This window comes from Myroides injenensis M09-0166 (assembly GCF_000246945.1).
In the GTDB taxonomy this organism is placed as follows: domain Bacteria; phylum Bacteroidota; class Bacteroidia; order Flavobacteriales; family Flavobacteriaceae; genus Flavobacterium; species Flavobacterium injenense.
This window is the reverse complement of sequence record NZ_BAEX01000009.1, coordinates 1-19,206: the sequence shown is the minus strand read 5'-3', so window position 1 is coordinate 19,206 and position 19,206 is coordinate 1. Positions and strand designations below refer to the sequence as shown.

Sequence of the window (19,206 nt, the reverse complement as noted above, 5' to 3'; positions counted from 1 at the left end):
AAAATACAGTAAGAGAGATTCTACTGATTTCAGATTACTTAGATTAAGCAAAATTCAGTTATAACTGTAACTATCGTAGTTAATTATGTCATATAGGTTACGAGTAGTTATAAACAAAAAGAACCGTAAATGATATCATTTACGGTTCTCTTATTAAGTCGGGGTGGCAGGATTCGAACCTGCGACCTCCTGGTCCCAAACCAGGCGCGATGACCGGGCTACGCTACACCCCGCTAGACTTATTTTGTCATTGCGAGTGCAAAGGTAGAATATTTTTTTTTCTCTGGCAAGAAAAAAATAAAATAAATTATAATTATTTCACTATTGGTAAATTCTGTAGCTTCTTATTTTTATATGCTGATAAAAAAAGTATTTTTGTTTTGTAATAATAAATTAATGGAATATGTCTGATATAGAAAGAGTAAAGTGCCTGATTATTGGTTCAGGTCCTGCTGGATACACAGCTGCAATTTATGCAGCGAGAGCAAATATGAATCCTGTTTTGTATCAGGGAATGCAACCTGGTGGGCAGTTAACTACTACGAATGAAGTGGAAAATTTTCCAGGATATCCTGATGGAGTAACTGGACCAGAAATGATGATGCAATTGCAAGCACAAGCACAACGTTTTGGTGCTGATATTCGCGATGGTTGGGCAACTAAAGTTGACTTTAGTGAAGATGTTAAAAAGGTGTGGATTAATGATTCAATCGAAATTCATGCAGATACAGTTATTATTTCTACAGGTGCAACAGCAAAATATTTAGGATTGCCATCAGAGCAACATTATTTATCATTGGGTGGAGGAGTTTCTGCGTGTGCTGTATGTGATGGTTTTTTCTATAGAAATCAAGAGGTTGTTATAGTAGGTGCTGGAGATTCAGCTTGTGAGGAAGCACATTATTTATCACAACTATGTAAAAAGGTGACTATGCTTGTTCGCAGTGAAAAGTTTAGAGCTTCTCGTATTATGGAAGATCGAGTAAGAAATACTGCTAATATTGAAATATTATTGGATACTGTCACAGAAGAAATACTTGGTGATGGAAATGTAGTTACAGGTGTCCGAGTAAAGAATAATAAGACTGGTGAATTAACTGATATTCCTGCAACAGGATTTTTTGTAGCTATAGGACATAAACCAAATACAGATATCTTTAAAGGTTTCTTAGATATGGATGAAACAGGCTATTTAATAACAAAAGGAAAAACTAGTAAAACAAATATTGCTGGAGTATTTGCTTGTGGTGATGTACAAGATAAAGATTATCGCCAAGCAATTACTGCTGCTGGGTCAGGTTGTATTGCTGCTTTAGATGCTGAGCGTTATTTAGCTAGTAAATAATCATAAGATATAATAACGTGGATAGGCTCTTAATAATTACTTTTAAGAGCCTATTTTTTTTAGTACAATCTTTTTGTATTTTGTTAATTTTAACAAAATATTTCACTATATTTATTTTTTAATATAGTTAATAAAATATAAATGAAGACAAGATTGTTTTTTTTAATAACACTTATTGTGTTATTTTTCGTTAAGTGTCAAAGTGATGATAACGTACCTTATTCTATTCCTGATTCTAAAATTGAGAAACCAGATCCTAAGCCAGAACCAGAACCTGAGCCAGAGGAAGTTGATGTCATTATTGGAACTTGGTATATTAAAGCATTAATCTTAAATGGAATGGATTTAGGGCTTAATGAGTGTGAAGTAAAATCAACAATTACATTTTTAGATGATGGTACTTTAGAAGAAAATGAAGTTGATTACGCATGTGTTGAGCAAACAGAAGAAAGAAAAGGAAAATGGAAGAAGATAGAAGAAAATAAATATGAGATAAGGGTTGATGCTAATAGTGCTAATGCTTTTTTTAATGATGTTGTTTTTTCTGAACTAAAAGAAGAAGAGGGAAATATTATTTTAACTAATATAATTCAACATGAAGGAGAAAATGAATATCAATTAGACTTAGTACTAGGTAAATAGGTGTTTTTATTCATTTGAGTGATATGTTTAACTTGTATTTTGTAATAAAAGCTATTACTCATCTTAGTATATTCTTATATTTGTACCTCTTAAAAAATAATAATGTTAGTACTTAAGAATATATCATTTAGTTATACACAAGATAATCCTATAATAAAGGAAATTGACTTAGTTTTAGAAAAAGGAAAACATATCGCTTTGATTGGAGAAAGTGGTTGTGGCAAGAGTACTTTGCTAAAATTAATCTATGGTTTATATGATTTAGATGAGGGAGAGATTTATTGGAATGGAAAAAAAGTACTTGGTCCAGCATATAATTTAGTTCCAGGGATGGATAATATGCGTTATTTAGCGCAAGATTATGATTTAATGCCTCATACAACAGTAGCGGAGAATGTAGGAAAGTTTTTATCAAATATCTATATGGATAAAAAGAAAGAGCGCATTCACGAGCTATTAAAAATTGTTGATTTAGTAGAGTATGCTGATGTTAAAGTGAAATTCTTAAGTGGTGGACAACAACAAAGAGTAGCTTTGGCAAAAGTATTAGCACTAGAACCAGAGATACTATTACTTGATGAACCTTTTAGTCATATTGATTATTCACGAAGAAGTTCTTTGCGAAGAAACTTGTTTTCCTATTTAAAAGAGCAGGGAATAACTTGTATCGTCGCTACTCACGACAGTATTGATTCTTTAGGATTTGCTGATGAAACAGTTGTTTTGAAAGAAGGTGAGCTTATAGATGTAGGAGAAACTAGAGAAGTTTACGAATTTCCTATTAACAAGTATGTAGCATCATTATTTAGTGAAGTTAACGAATTATATATTTCTGATTTTACGGGTAATAAATTAAATGATGAGTTGATGCTAGTGTATCCACATCAATTGATGCGTTCTAATCAAAAAGGTCAATTAGAAGTAACTGTAAAGGAGAGTTTTTTTCAAGGTAATGGTTATTTAGTAAAATGTGATTATAGCGATAATCGTACAATATTTTTTGAGCACCCACTATATATTGAGCCGGAAACGGTTATAAAATTAGCTTTACGAAAATATGAGTAATATAGATGCTACTGAAACTCAGTAGCGTTTTTTATTTTCAATAAGTTTGAGTAACAATTTTAGGGTTATAGAAAAATAGTTTCTGTTTGTTCTTAAAATTTTAGGTAGTGAGATATTTTAAATAATTCACCACAATAATAAAGTAAAAAATTGCAGGTCTAGCTGGTATACTAAAATTATGAATCACGAGCGTGGTTTGTTTAAAGAAAATGCTTAATTTGCAACTTGGAATTAATTCAATAAGTAGAAAAAGATTTATAATGATAATACAACCTAGAACACGTGGTTTTATTTGCGTAACGTCTCATCCTGAGGGATGTGCTGAAAATGTTAAAAAGCAAATTGAATATGTAAAGTCTAAAGGACTAATTAATAACGGACCAAAAAAGGTGTTAGTTATTGGAGCATCTACAGGTTTTGGATTAGCTTCACGTATCTCTGCAGCTTTTGGTTCAGATGCAGCTACCATTGGAGTATTTTTTGAAAAGCCTGCGTCAGAGGGACGTCCAGGAACAGCAGGATGGTATAATTCTGCAGCATTTGAAAAAGAAGCACACCAGGCAGGATTGTATGCTAAGAGTGTAAATGGAGATGCTTTTTCTGATGAAATTAAAAAGCAAGTAATTGATTTAATTAAAGAAGATTTAGGACAAGTAGACTTAGTCGTTTATAGTTTGGCTTCGCCTAGAAGAACACATCCAAAAACAGGAGTGGCTTATTCTTCAGTTCTAAAACCTATTGGGGAACCTTTCTCAAATAAAACTGTTGATTTTCACAGTGGAGTAGTTAGTGAAATTACAATCGATCCTATTACATCACAAGAAGATATCGATAATACGATTGCTGTTATGGGTGGAGAAGATTGGAAGTTTTGGATGGAAGATTTAAAAGCTGCTGGCGTATTAGCTGATGGTGTAAAAACTGTAGCTTACTCTTATATAGGGCCAGAATTAACTTTCCCAATTTATAGAAATGGAACAATAGGTATGGCTAAAAATGACTTAGAAGCTACTGTACCTTATTTAAATAATTTATTAAAAGATATAAATGGTGTTTCATATGTATCTGTGAATAAAGCTTTAGTAACGCAATCAAGTTCTGCTATTCCTGTAGTACCTTTATATATTTCTTTATTGTATAAAGTAATGAAAGAAAAAGGTATCCATGAAGGATGTATTGAACAAATGCAACGTTTACTAGCTGAGCGTTTATATAGTGAATCAACATTATTAGATGAGGCTGGTCGTATTCGTGTTGACGATTTAGAAATGAGAGAGGATGTACAAGCTGAAGTTGCTGAATTATGGAAGCAAGTAACGACAGAAAACATTATGGAAATTTCAGATCTTGAAGGATATAAAAAAGAGTTCTTTAATTTATTTGGATTTGAATTTGATGAGATTGATTATAATGCTGACACAAACGAATTAGTAGGTGTAGAAAGTATTAAATAATATCTATAGATGATAATAAAAAAGGGTAACATCAAGTGATGTTACCCTTTTTTTGTTGTATTTGCTTACGTTATTTAAGAAAGATGATCTTCTTTAATTAGACTAAGGATGTGTCTTATCTTATCTTCTAAATCTTTTGTATAATCTATTAAATTTTGCTTTGAATTAAAACTTATAGTTTGATCTTCGAGTTGTTCTAATATAGGTATTACTGTTTCAATCTCTAGTTGTCTAAACATAGGTAGCATTTTATGTGCAATATTTCCCAGTGTATTTAGATCAAATTCTTCGACCGCATAGTTTATATCTAATAAGTTTTCGTTTGTACTTTCTAAAAATATTACTAAGATATTATTTAGTGCTTCTTTATCGTCACCTGTAAATTGTTTTAATGTTTCTGTATTGTATGATTTTTTCATTGTCGTTATCTTTTCATCAACGACTTCGCTAACATCTACTTTATGTTTTTTAAAACGCTGATCAGGATATAATAATTGACCAATCTGAATTAATAATTCATTTAACTCTAAAGGTTTAGGATGCGAAGATGTGAAGCCAGTTTTTACAAAATCTTCTTGAGATAAATCTCTTTTACCTGATAATGCTATGATAGGTATAGCGTTATAGATTACTTTGCTCCTAATTTGGCTTAATAATTCAAAACCATCTAATTTAGGCATTTGAATATCCGATAATATTATATCTACTTTATTATTGTGTAGGATATCTAATACCTCTGTAGAATCATTGATTAAAATTACTTTTTTAAAAATAGGAGATAATATCTCTTCCATTAATTGAAGTTGAATTTTATCATCATCTACGATTAAGATAGTGTTTTCTTTAAAAATTTCGAATTGTTTTTGATACTCAGCTTTAGATGTAAATTCATCAGTGCTATCACTTTCAATAATAGGAAGAGTAATGGTAAAAATAGATCCTTCACCTAAAGTACTCTCGGCTGTAATAGTACCACCTAATAACTCTATTAACCTCTTCGAGATATTTAAGCCAAGTCCAGTACCTCCAAATTTCTTTTCGATTCCTTCATGAGCCTGTTTGAATTCTTTAAAAATGTTATTTATGTCATTTTTATCTATCCCTATACCAGTATCTTTTACTTGAATAGTAAGTATATCATTTGCTCGAGTGGCAGTAATAAAGACACCTCCATTTTGCGTGAACTTAATAGCATTAGATATTAAGTTCGTTAAAATTTGTTTGATACGGTAAGGGTCAGTTTTAAAATAAGTATTTAAAGAGTGATCGATTTCCCATTGTAGTTTTATTTTTTTATTCTCAGCATTTGGCAATAACAAATGACATGTGTTTGTAATTATATCAGCGATATTCACAGTTTTTACATTGACACTTATTTTATTATTTTCTAAACGAGAAAAGTCAGTTAAGTCATTCACTAAATTTCTAATATATTGGGAAGATGATTTTATATTTGTGACATATTGTTTTTGTTTGTTATCTAATTGGCTATGATCAAGTAAGTCTGTAAAACCAATAAGACCACCAAGAGGTGTCTGTAAGTCATGTGTTACTGTTGCTAATAACATCGTTTTACTCCTTAATAATACTTCTCTTTCTTTATTTAGTTTTTCTAATGCTAAACGATACTCTTGATTCTGATTAATATCTCGTATAATAATCCATCCCAATATAATAATGACAATTAGCGCAGATCCACCTATATACGCAATATTAGTAGAGGCTGTACTTATATGGGATTTAGATTCATTGATTTTTTGATATGATAATGCGATAATGTTCTTTTCTACATTTTGCAATATATCTCTTAATTGGTTAGTGATGTTTTTATTTTCTTCAAGTAATTTTTGTTCTTGTAAGAAAAGATTTTTTTGTTGTTCATTTATTTTCTTTTGATTTTCTTCAAATATTCGCTGAACAGCATTAATTAAAGAGTCTGAAATACTAGGGTAGTTGACAGTAGTTTTTATGGTATCTGTATTATCACCTTTAAATAGCCTCGCCCAAGCACTTCTTTTTTGCTTATCTCTAGTTTGTATGATTATAGGTTCAATGTTTTTTTCTATTTCTTCTCGTATATCGTAAATTTCAGATAATGCATCACTAAAATTAGCTTGATTAGATGCTTTTCTTGCTTGTACTAAACCATTAAAGCTCTTCTTTTTCTTTATGATAAGTTCCTTTACAGTATTTAATTTTGAGATAGTAACTTTGTCATGAATATCTTTTTGAATTAGATCTATTTGATTAACAATAGTATCCAGTTGTTGGTAATAAATTTGAATATCTTTATTGTTACCAGTCAATATAGCGTTTCTACTATAAGCCTCCGAATTATATAAGTTATTTATTGTACTACTAACTAAAAAAACTTTATTATTTTCCTCTACCATCAAAGCTTCTGGAACAGTAAACTTTTTCGCTTCTTTATATATATAAGCTCCCGATAATATTACTGTAGTAAATAATATGAGGTATAAAAAGAAGATTTTTAATTTGATGGACAATGTCGTTTTCATATTTAAATTATGAGATTTTACAAAGACAAAAGTACAAAAGAAGTTGAGAGTCTTTTGCATTTACAATTGTTAATTAAAAAATAGAAATTCATCGCTTTTATCTTTTCAAATTACTAGAAAAGATTAGAATACAGCTATTTCAAATTGTTTTTGCTTATAGTATAAGAAGTTGTTTTTGTTATTATAAAGTTAAAAATAGTTTTATGTGGTTTTTGTTTTTGAATAAAAAATATTAAATATGTTTTGTTTTTAAATAATTGTTATTTAATTTTAGTAGGTGTTGTGAACTTGTTCTTAACGTGTGCAGAGTGTTAATTTAAAAAGTCAGTTATGTCTAAGATGAATTTATTTAAGAAAGATTGGGTGGACATTATATTTGAACATCGCAATAAAGAGTATGGGGCTTATAAATTAAGACTCGAAAATCCCAAAACAACAATATTTGCCCTTTTTGGGGGAATGTTTTTGTTTAGCTCAGTTTTTGTAATACCATCTGTTATTCAATCATATTTATATGATAGTAATACAGCAATGAGTAATGCTAGTAAAATTTATTATCATTCAGAGGTGATTGATAAGATGATAGAATTAGATAAACTAGAGTTGCCAAAAGAAGAAATTAAGAAAGATGAGGTCATTGAAAAGGCTGCTAGTGCTCCAGCATCTACTGTAAGTACTATTGAATATACTACACCAATCGTAAGTTCCAATGTTGATCAAACCAATGAACTTCCTTCTCAAGATATTTTCATTGATAGTGAACCTGGTGCTGCTACGATAGAGGGGGATTCTGAAGGGACTATTGTTATTGATGGTATAATAGGTACAGATAAAAATGGAGTTGAAGGAGGAGAAGGTACCGATGAAGGAGCTAAAAATGATATTTTTATAGCTGTGCAGGAGCAGGCATTTCCTTATGGTGGTATGCCAGCTTTCACAAAACAATTTATGACTAAATTTCGTACACCAAATTTAGGTAGTGACGTGAAAACATTGAGTGTTATTCTTTCGTTTGTTGTAGAGAAAGATGGCTCACTTTCTGATATTAAAGTTTTGAGGGATTCAGGTTATGGCGTAGGAATAGAAGCGATTAGAGTATTAAAACAAATGCCTAAATGGTCTCCAGCTATTCAGAATAATAAACCAGTGCGTTCTCAATTTACATTACCTGTGACTGTGCAAGTTAGATAATATTAAAAAAGAAATTAAAGAGTGATACGTTTTACATAGAAAAAAGGCTGCTTACATTATAAAAGTAAGCAGCCTTTTGTATTATATAATTTCTATATTATTTATTTTGCAATTCCTCTTGAAATTACAATTTTCTGGATTTCAGAAGTACCTTCATAGATTTGAGTGATTTTAGCATCACGCATCATACGCTCTACATGGTATTCTCTTACGTAACCATTACCACCGTGAATTTGTACAGCTTCTACAGTAGTGTCCATTGCTGTTTTTGAAGCAAACAATTTAGCCATTGCACCAGAAAGTGAAATGTCTTGACCAGCATCTTTTTCTACTGCTGCTTTAAAACAAAGCATTCTTGCAGCAGAAATTTGAGTAGCCATATCTGCTAGTTTGAAAGCAACAGCTTGATGATTAATAATTTCAGTTCCAAAAGCTTTTCTTTCTTTTGCATATTTAAGAGCTAATTCATAAGCTCCTTGTGCAATTCCTAATGCTTGAGAAGCAATACCAATTCTACCACCATTTAGTACATTCATAGCGAATGCGAAACCAAAACCATCTTCTCCAATTCTATTTTCTTTAGGTACCTTAACATCTGTAAACATTAATGAGTGCGTGTCAGAACCACGAATTCCCATTTTTTGTTCTTTAGCTCCAATTTCAAAGCCTTCCCAACCTTTTTCAACAATAAATGCATTTATACCTTTATGTTTTTTCTCTGGGTGAGTTTGTGCAATTACTAGATAATAATCTGCAGTGCTACCATTAGTTATCCAGTTTTTAGTACCGTTTAATAAATAGTAATCCCCCATGTCAACTGCTGTAGTCTTCTGAGAAGTAGCATCAGATCCTGCTTCTGGTTCAGATAAACAGAAAGCACCTATTACTTGTCCAGATGCCAATGGTTTTAGATATTTTTCTTTTTGAGCTTCACTCGCGTATTTTTCTAAACCAGCACATACTAATGAGTTGTTAACAGACATAACTACTGCAGCAGATGCATCTACCTTAGCAATTTCTTCCATAGCTAATACATAAGAAACGCTATCTAATCCACTTCCTCCATATTTTGGATCTACCATCATACCTAAGAATCCAAGTTCTCCTAGTTTTTTTACTTGTTCTGTAGGGAAAATCTGTTTTTCATCTCTCTCTATTACCCCAGGTAATAGTTCAGTTTGTGCAAAATCTCTAGCAGCTTGTTGAATCATTAGCTGCTCTTCTGTTAATTTAAAATCCATCTATAGTTTTTTAATTTTTTAGTTATTTTACCAAAGTAGGCTCTCAAATATATGCGAATTAAATTAATTATTCAATTAACATTATGTAATTTTATCGCTATGAAAAAGCATCATTATAATATTTTAGGAGTAATGTCAGGCACTTCATTAGATGGAGTTGATCTAGCTTATATTGAATTTGAATTTGATGTTAAGAAACAATGGGATTTTAACATTGTTGTTGCAGAAACAATATCTTATTCAGATTTGTGGAAAAAGAAATTAGCAGAAGCTATAACACTAAATAGAACAGAAATAGATAAGATAGACGAGCAATATACTGTGCATTTAGCAAGTATTATACAAGAGTTTATTGCAAAAAATAATATTAAGCATATAGATGCAGTTTGTTCCCATGGACATACTATTTTTCATCGCCCTGATTTAGGATATACTTTACAAATAGGGAATTTACCAATCTTAGCAGATTTAATAGCACAGAAAGTAGTTTGTGATTTTAGGGTACAAGATGTATTATTAGGAGGGCAAGGAGCGCCATTAGTACCTATTGGAGATAAGTTATTATTCTCTGATTATCAAGCTTGTTTAAATCTTGGTGGTTTTGCTAACGTATCTTATGATAATCGTTTAAAGTATCGCATTGCTTATGATATCTGTCCTGTTAATGTAGTGCTAAACGATGAGGTTGCTACACTAGGTTTGTCTTATGATAAAGATGGCTTATTGGCAGAGAAAGGAACTGTAAACAAGCAATTATTTGAAGAGTTGAATGCTATTGATTATTACAGTCTTGATGCACCTAAATCTTTAGGTGTTGAATTTGTGAATACCTTTATCAAACCTGTTTTTGCGAAGTATAATTTATCTGTAGAAGATAAATTAGCAACGATGGTTGATCATATAGGATTTCAGATTAATAAAGGAATTCCATTAAAAGAGGGAAGTAAAATATTAGTAACGGGAGGTGGAGCTCACAATAATTATTTATTGCACCGCTTACGTCATTTTGCTCCACATTTAGATTTTTATAAACCAGAAGAGAAGTTAATTGATTTTAAAGAAGCATTGATTTTTGGATTTTTGGGGGTATTAAGAATGCGTGACGAGGTTAATGTCTTAGCTAGTGTTACTGGTGCTAAGTATGACCATAGTTCAGGTAAAATATATGACCATTTTAATAAGAATTACTAAAGAGATGTATTTCTTACTAAATAAAAAAAACTAGGAGGTAACATAATTAATATAGATTATATGAGGTAAGTATTGCTTATCTCTTTTTTTAATAAAGATGACATATCAAGAAACATTAGATTGGATGTTTGCTCAACTGCCAATGTATCAACAAAAGGGTGCAGTAGCTTATAAAGCAGATTTATCAAATACCATAAAATTGGTTAACCATTTAGATAATCCTCAGCAGAGTATTAAAACGATACATATTGCTGGTACTAACGGTAAAGGATCTACTTCTTCAATGCTTGCTTCTATATTACAAGAGGCTGGATATAAAGTAGGATTATATACATCGCCGCATCTGAAAGACTTTAGAGAACGCATTAAAATAAATGGGGAAGAAATTACCGAAGAATTTGTGATTGATTTTATTGCTAAAAACAAAGCGTTCTTTGAAGAGAATGACTTGAGTTTTTTCGAAATGACAGTAGGAATGGCTTTTGAGTTTTTTAAATTAGAAGCCGTCGATGTAGCAGTGATAGAAGTAGGTATGGGGGGAAGACTTGATGCTACTAATATTATAGAGCCCTTAGTTTCTGTAATTACTAATATAGGAAAAGATCATACTTCGTTTTTAGGAAATACATTAGAAGCGATTGCCGGTGAGAAAGCAGGAATTATAAAACAAGATGTACCTGTAGTTATTGGGGAATATACAGAAGAGACAAAACCAGTATTTTTATCAAAAGCTAAAAGCTTAAATGCACCTATTTATTTTGCACAAGATACCTATATAGATAATAAACTTGTATCTGATTTAAAAGGTGATTATCAAAAGAGTAATATTAAATCAGTTCGTCAAACAATTGAATTGTTAAGAAAATACTTTAATATAACAGAAGAGCAGGAAGAAAAAGGATTATTAAATGTTGTAAATAATACAAATTTATTAGGTCGCTGGCAGATTTTAAGTGATAGTCCTAAGACTATTGCTGATACTGCACATAATGCGCATGGGCTAACTATTGTCATGAATCAATTAAAGAATGAATCTTATCACGATTTATATATTGTTTTTGGTGTAGTTAATGATAAAGATTTGACTTCAGTTCTTCCTTTACTACCAAAAAATGCAAAATATTATTTTGCGACTCCAAAAATTTCGAGAGGCTTAGATGCAAATATTTTAGCGAGCCAAGCAAAAGAGTTTGGATTAAATGGAGAAGTTTGTAGTTCAATACCAGAAGCTTATGAAAAAGTTAAAGAGTTGGCTAACGCTGAGGACTTGATTTATATAGGGGGAAGCACATTCGTAGTAGCAGAAATTTTATAAAAAAAATGAGAAAAAGCTTGCGGAATTAAAATCACGTCGTATATTTGCACCCGTAATCAACAAACGATTACACGTTCTTTTAAAAAGAAAATGGGCGATTAGCTCAGTTGGTTCAGAGCATCTCGTTTACACCGAGAGGGTCGGGGGTTCGAATCCCTCATCGCCCACCATTTTCTAAAATATTGACATATCCAAAATTTAGATAAAAGATAATTTTGGGCGATTAGCTCAGTTGGTTCAGAGCATCTCGTTTACACCGAGAGGGTCGGGGGTTCGAATCCCTCATCGCCCACTACTTCAAGCCTCACATTTTTAATGTGAGGCTTTTTTTATTTATTTATAGTACAAAACTGATGTACGGTTTTATACAATACTTTGTAAATTTAGTATTGGAGAATCCTCTTTTAACTGCCAATTTTATAGGCATAACTATATGGATCAATTCTAAAAGTTGTGTTTATGCATACAGTTTGGTTAATCTGTATAAAAAGAAATTAATATTTTAAAGATGTTGATTCTATTGAAAGTTTGTTTCTGGAAATTATTAATCAATAAAGAGGATTTCTATATAAAGGAAGTCATTTTATTGTAAACCATCAATAGGTATTGATTAGATTATTTAGGATTAGGGAGTTTCGGTATAGGCGGTCTTATAGTATTTAATGTCTTAGTGTTTGATAATGTTTATATTAGGAAACTTAATTTTTTGAATAATTTTCCTATAAGACTATTTAATAAATGAAGTAAATTAAATTATCTTTGCCTCTTAATAAAAAATTAAAAAATGACATTAAATCAGATTTTAACTCCGCAGATAGAGAAGGCAATTCAACAATTATACGGTGTATCCGTAGATAAAGTTGAATATCAGGCGACAAGAAAAGAGTTCGAAGGCGATATTACAGTGGTTATTTTTCCTTTTTTAAGACAAATTAAGGGAAACCCAGTAGAAATTGGTACTAAAATAGGTGAGTATTTGGTAGAAAACACATCTGTTATAGAACGGTTTAATGTAGTAAAAGGTTTTTTAAATTTACTTGTATCAGATAGTTACTATATTGATTTCTTTAATGCTATTCGCGAAAAAGAGCATTTCGGTTATGTAACTCCTAAAGAAGGTGATAAGTCAATATTAGTAGAGTATTCTTCACCTAATACAAATAAACCATTACACTTAGGACACGTAAGAAATAACTTACTAGGTTACTCAGTTGCTGAAATTTTAAAAGCTTCAGGGAAGAACGTATATAAAACTCAAATCATTAATGATAGAGGGATCCACATCTGTAAATCTATGCTTGCATGGCAGAAATATGGTAATGGTGAAACACCTGAATTGGCTGGTTTAAAAGGTGATAAATTAGTAGGTAACTATTATGTAAAGTTTGATGTCGAGTACAAGGGCCAAATAAAAGAGCTAATGGCTCAAGGCATGTCAGAAGAAGAAGCTAAGAAAGAAGCTCCACTAATCAAAGAAGCAAAACAAATGCTAGTTGATTGGGAGAATAATGTGCCTGAAGTTATAGAATTATGGAAAACGATGAACCAATGGGTATACGATGGTTTTGAGGTTTCATATAAAAACTTAGGTGTTGACTTTGATAAAGTTTATTATGAAAGTAATACATACTTATTAGGAAAAGACATTGTAGAAAAAGGTTTAGCAGATGGTGTATTCTTTAAAAAAGAAGATAACTCTGTGTGGATAGATCTATCTGATGAAGGCTTAGATGAAAAACTTGTATTACGTGGCGATGGTACATCTGTATATATGACTCAAGATATAGGTACAGCTATTCAACGTGTGAATGATTTTGGAGATGTAGGAGGAATGGTTTATACTGTGGGTAATGAACAAGATTATCACTTTAAGGTATTATTTTTAATTCTTAAGCGCCTTGGTTTTGACTGGGCTGAAAGTTTATATCATTTATCTTATGGTATGGTAGAACTTCCTTCTGGTAAAATGAAAAGTAGAGAAGGAACTGTTGTCGATGCTGATGATTTAATGCAAGAGATGACAGAAACTGCTAAAACAATTTCAGAGGAATTAGGTAAGTTAGAAGGATATTCTGAAGAAGAGCGTGCAATATTGTTTGAAACAATCGGTTTAGGTGCTCTTAAATATTTTATACTAAAAGTTGATCCTAGAAAAGGGATGATGTTTAATCCAAAAGAATCTGTTGATTTTGCGGGTAATACAGGACCTTTTATTCAGTATACCTATGCTCGTATTCAATCTATATTAAGAAAAGCTGATTTTGATTATTCAAAAGAGATAAAGGGTATTACTTTAGATATAAAAGAAAAAGAGTTGTTGAAATTATTAGAGGAATTCCCTATAGTAATTCAGGATGCAGCTCGTACACATAGCCCTGCTTTGATTGCAAATTATGTTTATGAATTAGTTCGTGAGTATAATTCGTTCTATCAAACAGTATCTATTCTTGGAGAAGAGGATAATGATTTGAAAATATTTAGAGTTCAACTATCTCAAAAAGTTGGTTTGGTAATAAAAGATGCATTTACTTTATTAGGTATTGCAGTACCAGACCGTATGTAATTTTTTATATACGTGAAAAAAAATAACTCATACCTTATACAGTCATTTGCCATCATAGTTATGGCAAGTGGCTTTTTTTTATTCTTCAAAGGTAATTTACCAAGTAAAATATTTTCGGAAGAAGCACCTAAGACAAATAATGTTGTCATAGATAGTTTATTGTTAGAAGCAATTGAGGAGGCAAAGCCAGATGATTCAATTGACGAAAAACAAGTAATAAAATCAGATGATAAAGAAGATAAAACAAGTAATGACAATGTTTATTATATAGACGAATCAGAACTTGTATCTAATGAATCAGAAATTTCATTTAAAGGAATGATTTATCTGGAGTCTTTTTATGCAAAATTATTTGAATTGGAGCAGTCAAAGACAAAACGCGTTCGCATTGGATATTATGGCGATTCGATGACTGACGGAGACATGATTGTCCAAGATTTACGTAAAAGTTATCAAAATAAATATAGTGGAGGAGGAGTAGGATATATTCCTATTACTGTGGAATCTGCAAAATCTAGAGGATCAGTTGTCCATCGATATTCTCCAAATTGGAAAGTACAATCTTATCTTAATGTGAAGAAACCAATTAAACCTTTTGGAGTATCTGGTCAGGTATTTTTTGTAAAAGATACTATTAAGGATACATGGGTTTCATTACAAGCTGGTAATATTAAGAATATGACGTCTTTACATACACCGACGTTATATTTTGGTAGTTCAAACAATACAAAGGGTAAAGTATCAGTTATTATAGGTAAAGATACTATTGTCAAATCATTGAATGCAAGTGCTGAATTAAATAGATTAAAACTTGCTGATGGTAGTATCAGACAAATTAAGGTAATGTTTCAACATGCTGATTCTATCCCATTTTATGGAATTGATGTAAGTGCTAATACTGGTGTTCAGGTTGATAATTTCTCAAGTAGAGGTAACTCAGGTTTGCCATTATCGTTATTGAAGGTAAGTTTAATGCAGAAGTTTCAACGCAATTTAGATTATAACTTAATTGTGTTGCATTATGGTACTAACGTACTTAATTATGGATCATATAATTATAGTTGGTACACTAAACAAATGAGTAGAGTAGTGAGTCATTTAAAACAATGTTTTCCTAATGCATCCATATTAGTTATATCTACAGCAGATAAAGGAACAAAGTATGATTTGACTATGAAAACGGATTCTGCTGTTTTACCTCTTGTAAAAGCACAAAGAAAGTATGCTATAGAATCTCATACAGGTTTCTTTAATTTATATGAAGCTATGGGCGGTGAAGGATCTATGGTAAAATGGGTAGAAGAATCACCAGTAAAAGCAAATAAAGATTACACCCACTTTAATTTTAAAGGTGCTCAAGAAGTTTCTAATTTGATTTTCGAACGTCTTGAAACTGGATATGCTGATTATAAGCAGAAAAAAGAAGCGACGTTAAAAATGGAAGTTAAAAAACGTGAGGATTCAATAAGAAAAGTAGAAGAAGTAAAGGCATTAAATACAAATGTATTAGATACAATAAAAAAACATGATAAAGAATAAAAAATCTATACTTCTAATAGTTAGTTTTCTTTTAAGTACTTGGGGTTATGCACAAAAAGAAAGAGATACTATTAGATATCGTGTAGGATTTGAGGATAGTAATACGAAAGGTGATTCTTTAATAAATGAAATTGCAGATACAACTGCAATGAAAAGTAAAATTTATTATACAGAAGACTTAGTTGATTTTTTTGAGAAATTACGGTTACTTGAAAAGAATAAACAAGGAAAAATAAATATAGTCCATATTGGAGACTCTCATATTCAAGCTGATTTTTTTAGTGGTAAGATGAGAAAAATGTTGCAAGATAGATTCGGTAATGGAGGTTTTGGTTTTGCATTTCCATATAAATTAGCAAAAACAAATGGGAGTTCAATTGTACGTTATACAAGTAATGTGGATTGGACGAGTTACCGAAATATTTATCCTGTAAATGGTGCTAATGTTGGACTAAGTGGTATTGCTTTAGCTACAGATAATAAAAACTTAGTGATTGAATTAAGTGTAAGAGATTCTGAATATGGTTTTTCACGAATGAAAGTATTTACTCCTGATAATAGCGGGGTGTATAAACTAGGATTAGCAGATAAACATATAAAACTAGAATCTTCTGTTCCGAAGAAGATAACTCACACTATTCGAAATGGGGAATCTTTATCATCAATCGCTAATAAATATAAGATAACAGTCAATACCTTAAAGTCTCTTAATAAGCTTAAAAATAATACGATTCATGCAGGAAAGAAACTTTCAATTCCTACACCTGATCGCGAACCAGTAGTGATATCTCATGATGTATTTACGAGTTTAGAAGGTAAGAAGGCAGAGGGGTTTTATGATTTTAAGTTTAAAGAGGAATTAGATAAGATATACATCTATCCAGATCAAGAATCAGATTTATATGATTTGAATGGTGTAGTGCTTGAAAATAATAAAGCAGGTATTATTTATCACACTATTGGTGTTAATGGGGCAAAGTTTAGTGATTATAATAAATATCCTTTATTTTTTGAGCAGCTAAAAGGTTTAGAGGCTGATTTAGTTATTGTGTCGATGGGAACTAATGAAGCTTTTGATAGGATGTCAGTAGAAGACTTTGAAAAGAATGTCAATGAGTTTTTACAAAACGTAAAAGCACAGGTGCCAAATGTAAGTATCTTAGTTACTACACCTCCACCTTCGTATTTTTCAAAAGGCAAGCCTAATACAATAGCAAGTGAATACTCAAATGGATTAATAATAAATGGAATTGATAATCAATATGCTATTTGGGATTTATACTATAGTATTGGAGGAACACTTGGATTAAAAAAATTAGTAGATGAAAATCTACTTGCAAAAGACTTAGTACATTATACTATTAAGGGGTACGATTATACTGGAGAGTTATTTTTTCAAGCCTTAATAGAAGCTTATGACAATTATATAAATACTAGAAATTAAGGCGATCGATGAGTCTATTTAATATTGAAATACCATCATTTACAGTGGATCAGGTGATTCACTGGTTTACTTTTAATCCTAAAGAACCTTTGTTATTTAACTCAGGGTTATTTTTAGGAATGTTTATCGTTTTTTATTTATTCTATATAGCATTAAGAAAAACCTTTCATGTGAGGTTACTTTATGTTGTATTATTTTCTTTGTTCTTTTATTATAAGTCTAGTGGTATGTACTTTATCGTACTGCTGGGGTCATCTTTGATGGATTATTATTTTGCAAAGATTATCTACACCACGACAAATGAAGTGAAAAAGAAGAGTATCCTAACAATGAGTATTATTGTCAATTTGGGATTATTAGGATATTTTAAATATACTAACTTCTTTTTAGATGGGGTTAACTTTTTTGCAGACACAGGATTTCATATAGATGATATTATTCTACCTGTAGGTATATCGTTCTTTACTTTTCAATCTATTAGTTATATTATTGAAATTTACCGTAAAGAGATTGAACCTACTAAGAACTTCTTAGATTACTTATTCTTTATATCATTCTTTCCTCAGTTAGTTGCAGGACCAATTGTTCGCGCTAAAGATTTCTTACCCCAAATTTATAGATCTGTACGTGTAACAAGAGATAATATAAATGAAGGGCTATTATTAATAGTGGGAGGGTTATTGAAGAAAGCAGTTATATCAGATTATATCTCAACAAACTTTGTCGATAGAGTATTTGATTCACCAAATAGCTATACCTCATTTGAAAACTTAATGGCATCCTACGGTTATGCGATACAAATTTATTGTGATTTCTCTGGTTACTCAGATATGGCAATAGGTATTGCTCTTTTAATGGGATATCGTTTACCTATTAACTTTAATGTGCCTTATCAGTCAACTTCAATTACTGAATTTTGGAGAAGATGGCATATTTCGTTATCTACTTGGTTAAAAGATTTTCTTTATATCTCAGTAGGAGGAAATAGAAAAGGAACTTTTGGAGGGTATTTATTTCCATCATTATTCTTTATAGGAGTTATAAGTTGGGGTATCTATTATTATAAAGAAAGTCCTTATCCTTTAATTATTGCGGGAGGTTCTTTTATTGTTTTTGCACTTACTATTTTATTATCAAGTGACAGACATAAAAGTTTCTTTACAAACTTTAACCTATTAACGACAATGTTATTAGGAGGTTTATGGCATGGAGCTAGTTTACGTTTTATTGTGTGGGGAGCCTTGCATGGTATAGCATTAGCTATTCATAAAGTTGTAATGGAACTATTTCCACGAGCAAAAGGTAAACAGCCTTCTTGGGTATGGAAGATATTATCCATAATTATTACATTTCACTTTGTAACATTTTGTTGGATTTTCTTTAGAGCAAATTCATTTGATACAGCCTTATCAATAATCAATAATATTGGGAAGTTAGAGTTTGATATGGAAGCATGGAAGACTATTATCATTGCTTACAAAAATGCTTTCTTATTAATAATGATAGGTTTTGTGTGGCATTTCATTCCAAAGAAATGGATGGAAGTACCTCATCAAATGTTTAATGTAGCTCCTATTTTTGCGAAGTCAGTATTTTTAGGTTTTATATTTTGGGTGGTTTATGCGACTGCTACTGCAGGTCCACAGCCTTTTATATATTTCCAATTCTAATAATAATAAAAAAATCCCTTGTAATTT

13 protein-coding genes and 3 tRNA genes are annotated in these 19,206 nt (G+C 31.0%); 13 read left to right on the top strand and 3 right to left on the bottom strand.

Features of this window, described 5'->3' with window-relative positions:
- Positions 1 to 158 precede the first annotated feature (158 nt).
- Positions 159 to 233 (bottom strand) — tRNA-Pro (locus tag RH98_RS02700).
- A 170-nt stretch (positions 234 to 403) separates the two neighbouring features.
- On the opposite strand from RH98_RS02700, the gene trxB reads away from it, so the two are divergent.
- From trxB to fabV, 4 genes are all read left to right on the top strand, one after another.
- Positions 404 to 1,345 carry a thioredoxin-disulfide reductase gene (gene trxB, locus RH98_RS02695; RefSeq protein ID WP_010250236.1) on the top strand — a complete coding sequence of 314 codons (942 nt, stop codon included), beginning with the start codon at positions 404 to 406 and terminating at the stop codon, positions 1,343 to 1,345.
- Between the two features lie 141 nt (positions 1,346 to 1,486).
- Entirely contained in the window at positions 1,487 to 1,987 is a 501-nt protein-coding gene (locus RH98_RS02690; protein ID WP_010250234.1) for a lipocalin-like domain-containing protein, read from the top strand.
- 102 nt (positions 1,988 to 2,089) lie between these two features.
- Positions 2,090 to 3,052 (top strand): ABC transporter ATP-binding protein, encoded by a 963-nt coding sequence (locus tag RH98_RS02685; protein ID WP_010250232.1) that lies wholly within the window; start codon positions 2,090 to 2,092, stop codon positions 3,050 to 3,052.
- 260 nt (positions 3,053 to 3,312) lie between these two features.
- A complete protein-coding gene (gene fabV / locus RH98_RS02680) occupies positions 3,313 to 4,506 on the top strand; it encodes an enoyl-ACP reductase FabV (protein ID WP_010250230.1) in 1,194 nt (397 codons plus the stop codon).
- Between the two features lie 74 nt (positions 4,507 to 4,580).
- Here fabV and RH98_RS02675 read toward each other — a convergent pair whose 3' ends face one another.
- Complete coding sequence (locus tag RH98_RS02675) at positions 4,581 to 7,025, bottom strand: ATP-binding protein (RefSeq protein ID WP_010250228.1); 2,445 nt, start codon at positions 7,023 to 7,025, stop codon at positions 4,581 to 4,583.
- 330 nt (positions 7,026 to 7,355) lie between these two features.
- Here RH98_RS02675 and RH98_RS02670 point away from each other — a divergent pair, with 330 nt between their 5' ends.
- Complete coding sequence (locus RH98_RS02670; protein WP_010250226.1) at positions 7,356 to 8,216, top strand: energy transducer TonB; 861 nt, start codon at positions 7,356 to 7,358, stop codon at positions 8,214 to 8,216.
- Between the two features lie 101 nt (positions 8,217 to 8,317).
- Here the strand turns inward: RH98_RS02670 and RH98_RS02665 are convergent, their stop codons facing one another.
- Positions 8,318 to 9,457 (bottom strand): acyl-CoA dehydrogenase family protein, encoded by a 1,140-nt coding sequence (locus RH98_RS02665; RefSeq protein WP_010250225.1) that lies wholly within the window; start codon positions 9,455 to 9,457, stop codon positions 8,318 to 8,320.
- Positions 9,458 to 9,556: 99 nt separating this feature from the next.
- On the opposite strand from RH98_RS02665, the gene RH98_RS02660 reads away from it, so the two are divergent.
- The 8 genes from RH98_RS02660 to RH98_RS02625 all read left to right on the top strand — a co-directional run bounded on the left by RH98_RS02660 (position 9,557) and on the right by RH98_RS02625 (position 19,179).
- On the top strand, positions 9,557 to 10,648 hold the full coding sequence (locus tag RH98_RS02660; protein WP_026038696.1) for an anhydro-N-acetylmuramic acid kinase: 1,092 nt from the start codon (positions 9,557 to 9,559) through the stop codon (positions 10,646 to 10,648).
- Positions 10,649 to 10,745: 97 nt separating this feature from the next.
- Positions 10,746 to 11,963: a bifunctional folylpolyglutamate synthase/dihydrofolate synthase gene (locus RH98_RS02655; RefSeq protein ID WP_010250221.1), complete on the top strand. Its 1,218-nt coding sequence runs from the start codon at positions 10,746 to 10,748 to the stop codon at positions 11,961 to 11,963.
- 92 nt (positions 11,964 to 12,055) lie between these two features.
- Positions 12,056 to 12,133 (top strand) — tRNA-Val (locus RH98_RS02650).
- A gap of 47 nt (positions 12,134 to 12,180) precedes the next feature.
- A tRNA-Val gene (locus RH98_RS02645) sits at positions 12,181 to 12,255 on the top strand.
- Between the two features lie 492 nt (positions 12,256 to 12,747).
- Positions 12,748 to 14,526, top strand: coding sequence for an arginine--tRNA ligase (argS, locus tag RH98_RS02640; protein WP_010250220.1), 1,779 nt, complete (start codon positions 12,748 to 12,750; stop codon positions 14,524 to 14,526).
- Positions 14,527 to 14,586: 60 nt separating this feature from the next.
- Entirely contained in the window at positions 14,587 to 16,065 is a 1,479-nt protein-coding gene (locus RH98_RS02635) for an SGNH/GDSL hydrolase family protein (protein ID WP_010250218.1), read from the top strand.
- Positions 16,052 to 17,509, top strand: a complete 1,458-nt coding sequence (locus RH98_RS02630) for a LysM peptidoglycan-binding domain-containing protein (protein ID WP_010250216.1) — start codon at positions 16,052 to 16,054, stop codon at positions 17,507 to 17,509. The genes RH98_RS02635 and RH98_RS02630 overlap by 14 nt, the downstream gene beginning before the upstream one ends.
- An 8-nt stretch (positions 17,510 to 17,517) precedes the next feature.
- Complete coding sequence (locus RH98_RS02625; protein WP_010250214.1) at positions 17,518 to 19,179, top strand: MBOAT family O-acyltransferase; 1,662 nt, start codon at positions 17,518 to 17,520, stop codon at positions 19,177 to 19,179.
- Positions 19,180 to 19,206 lie beyond the last annotated feature (27 nt).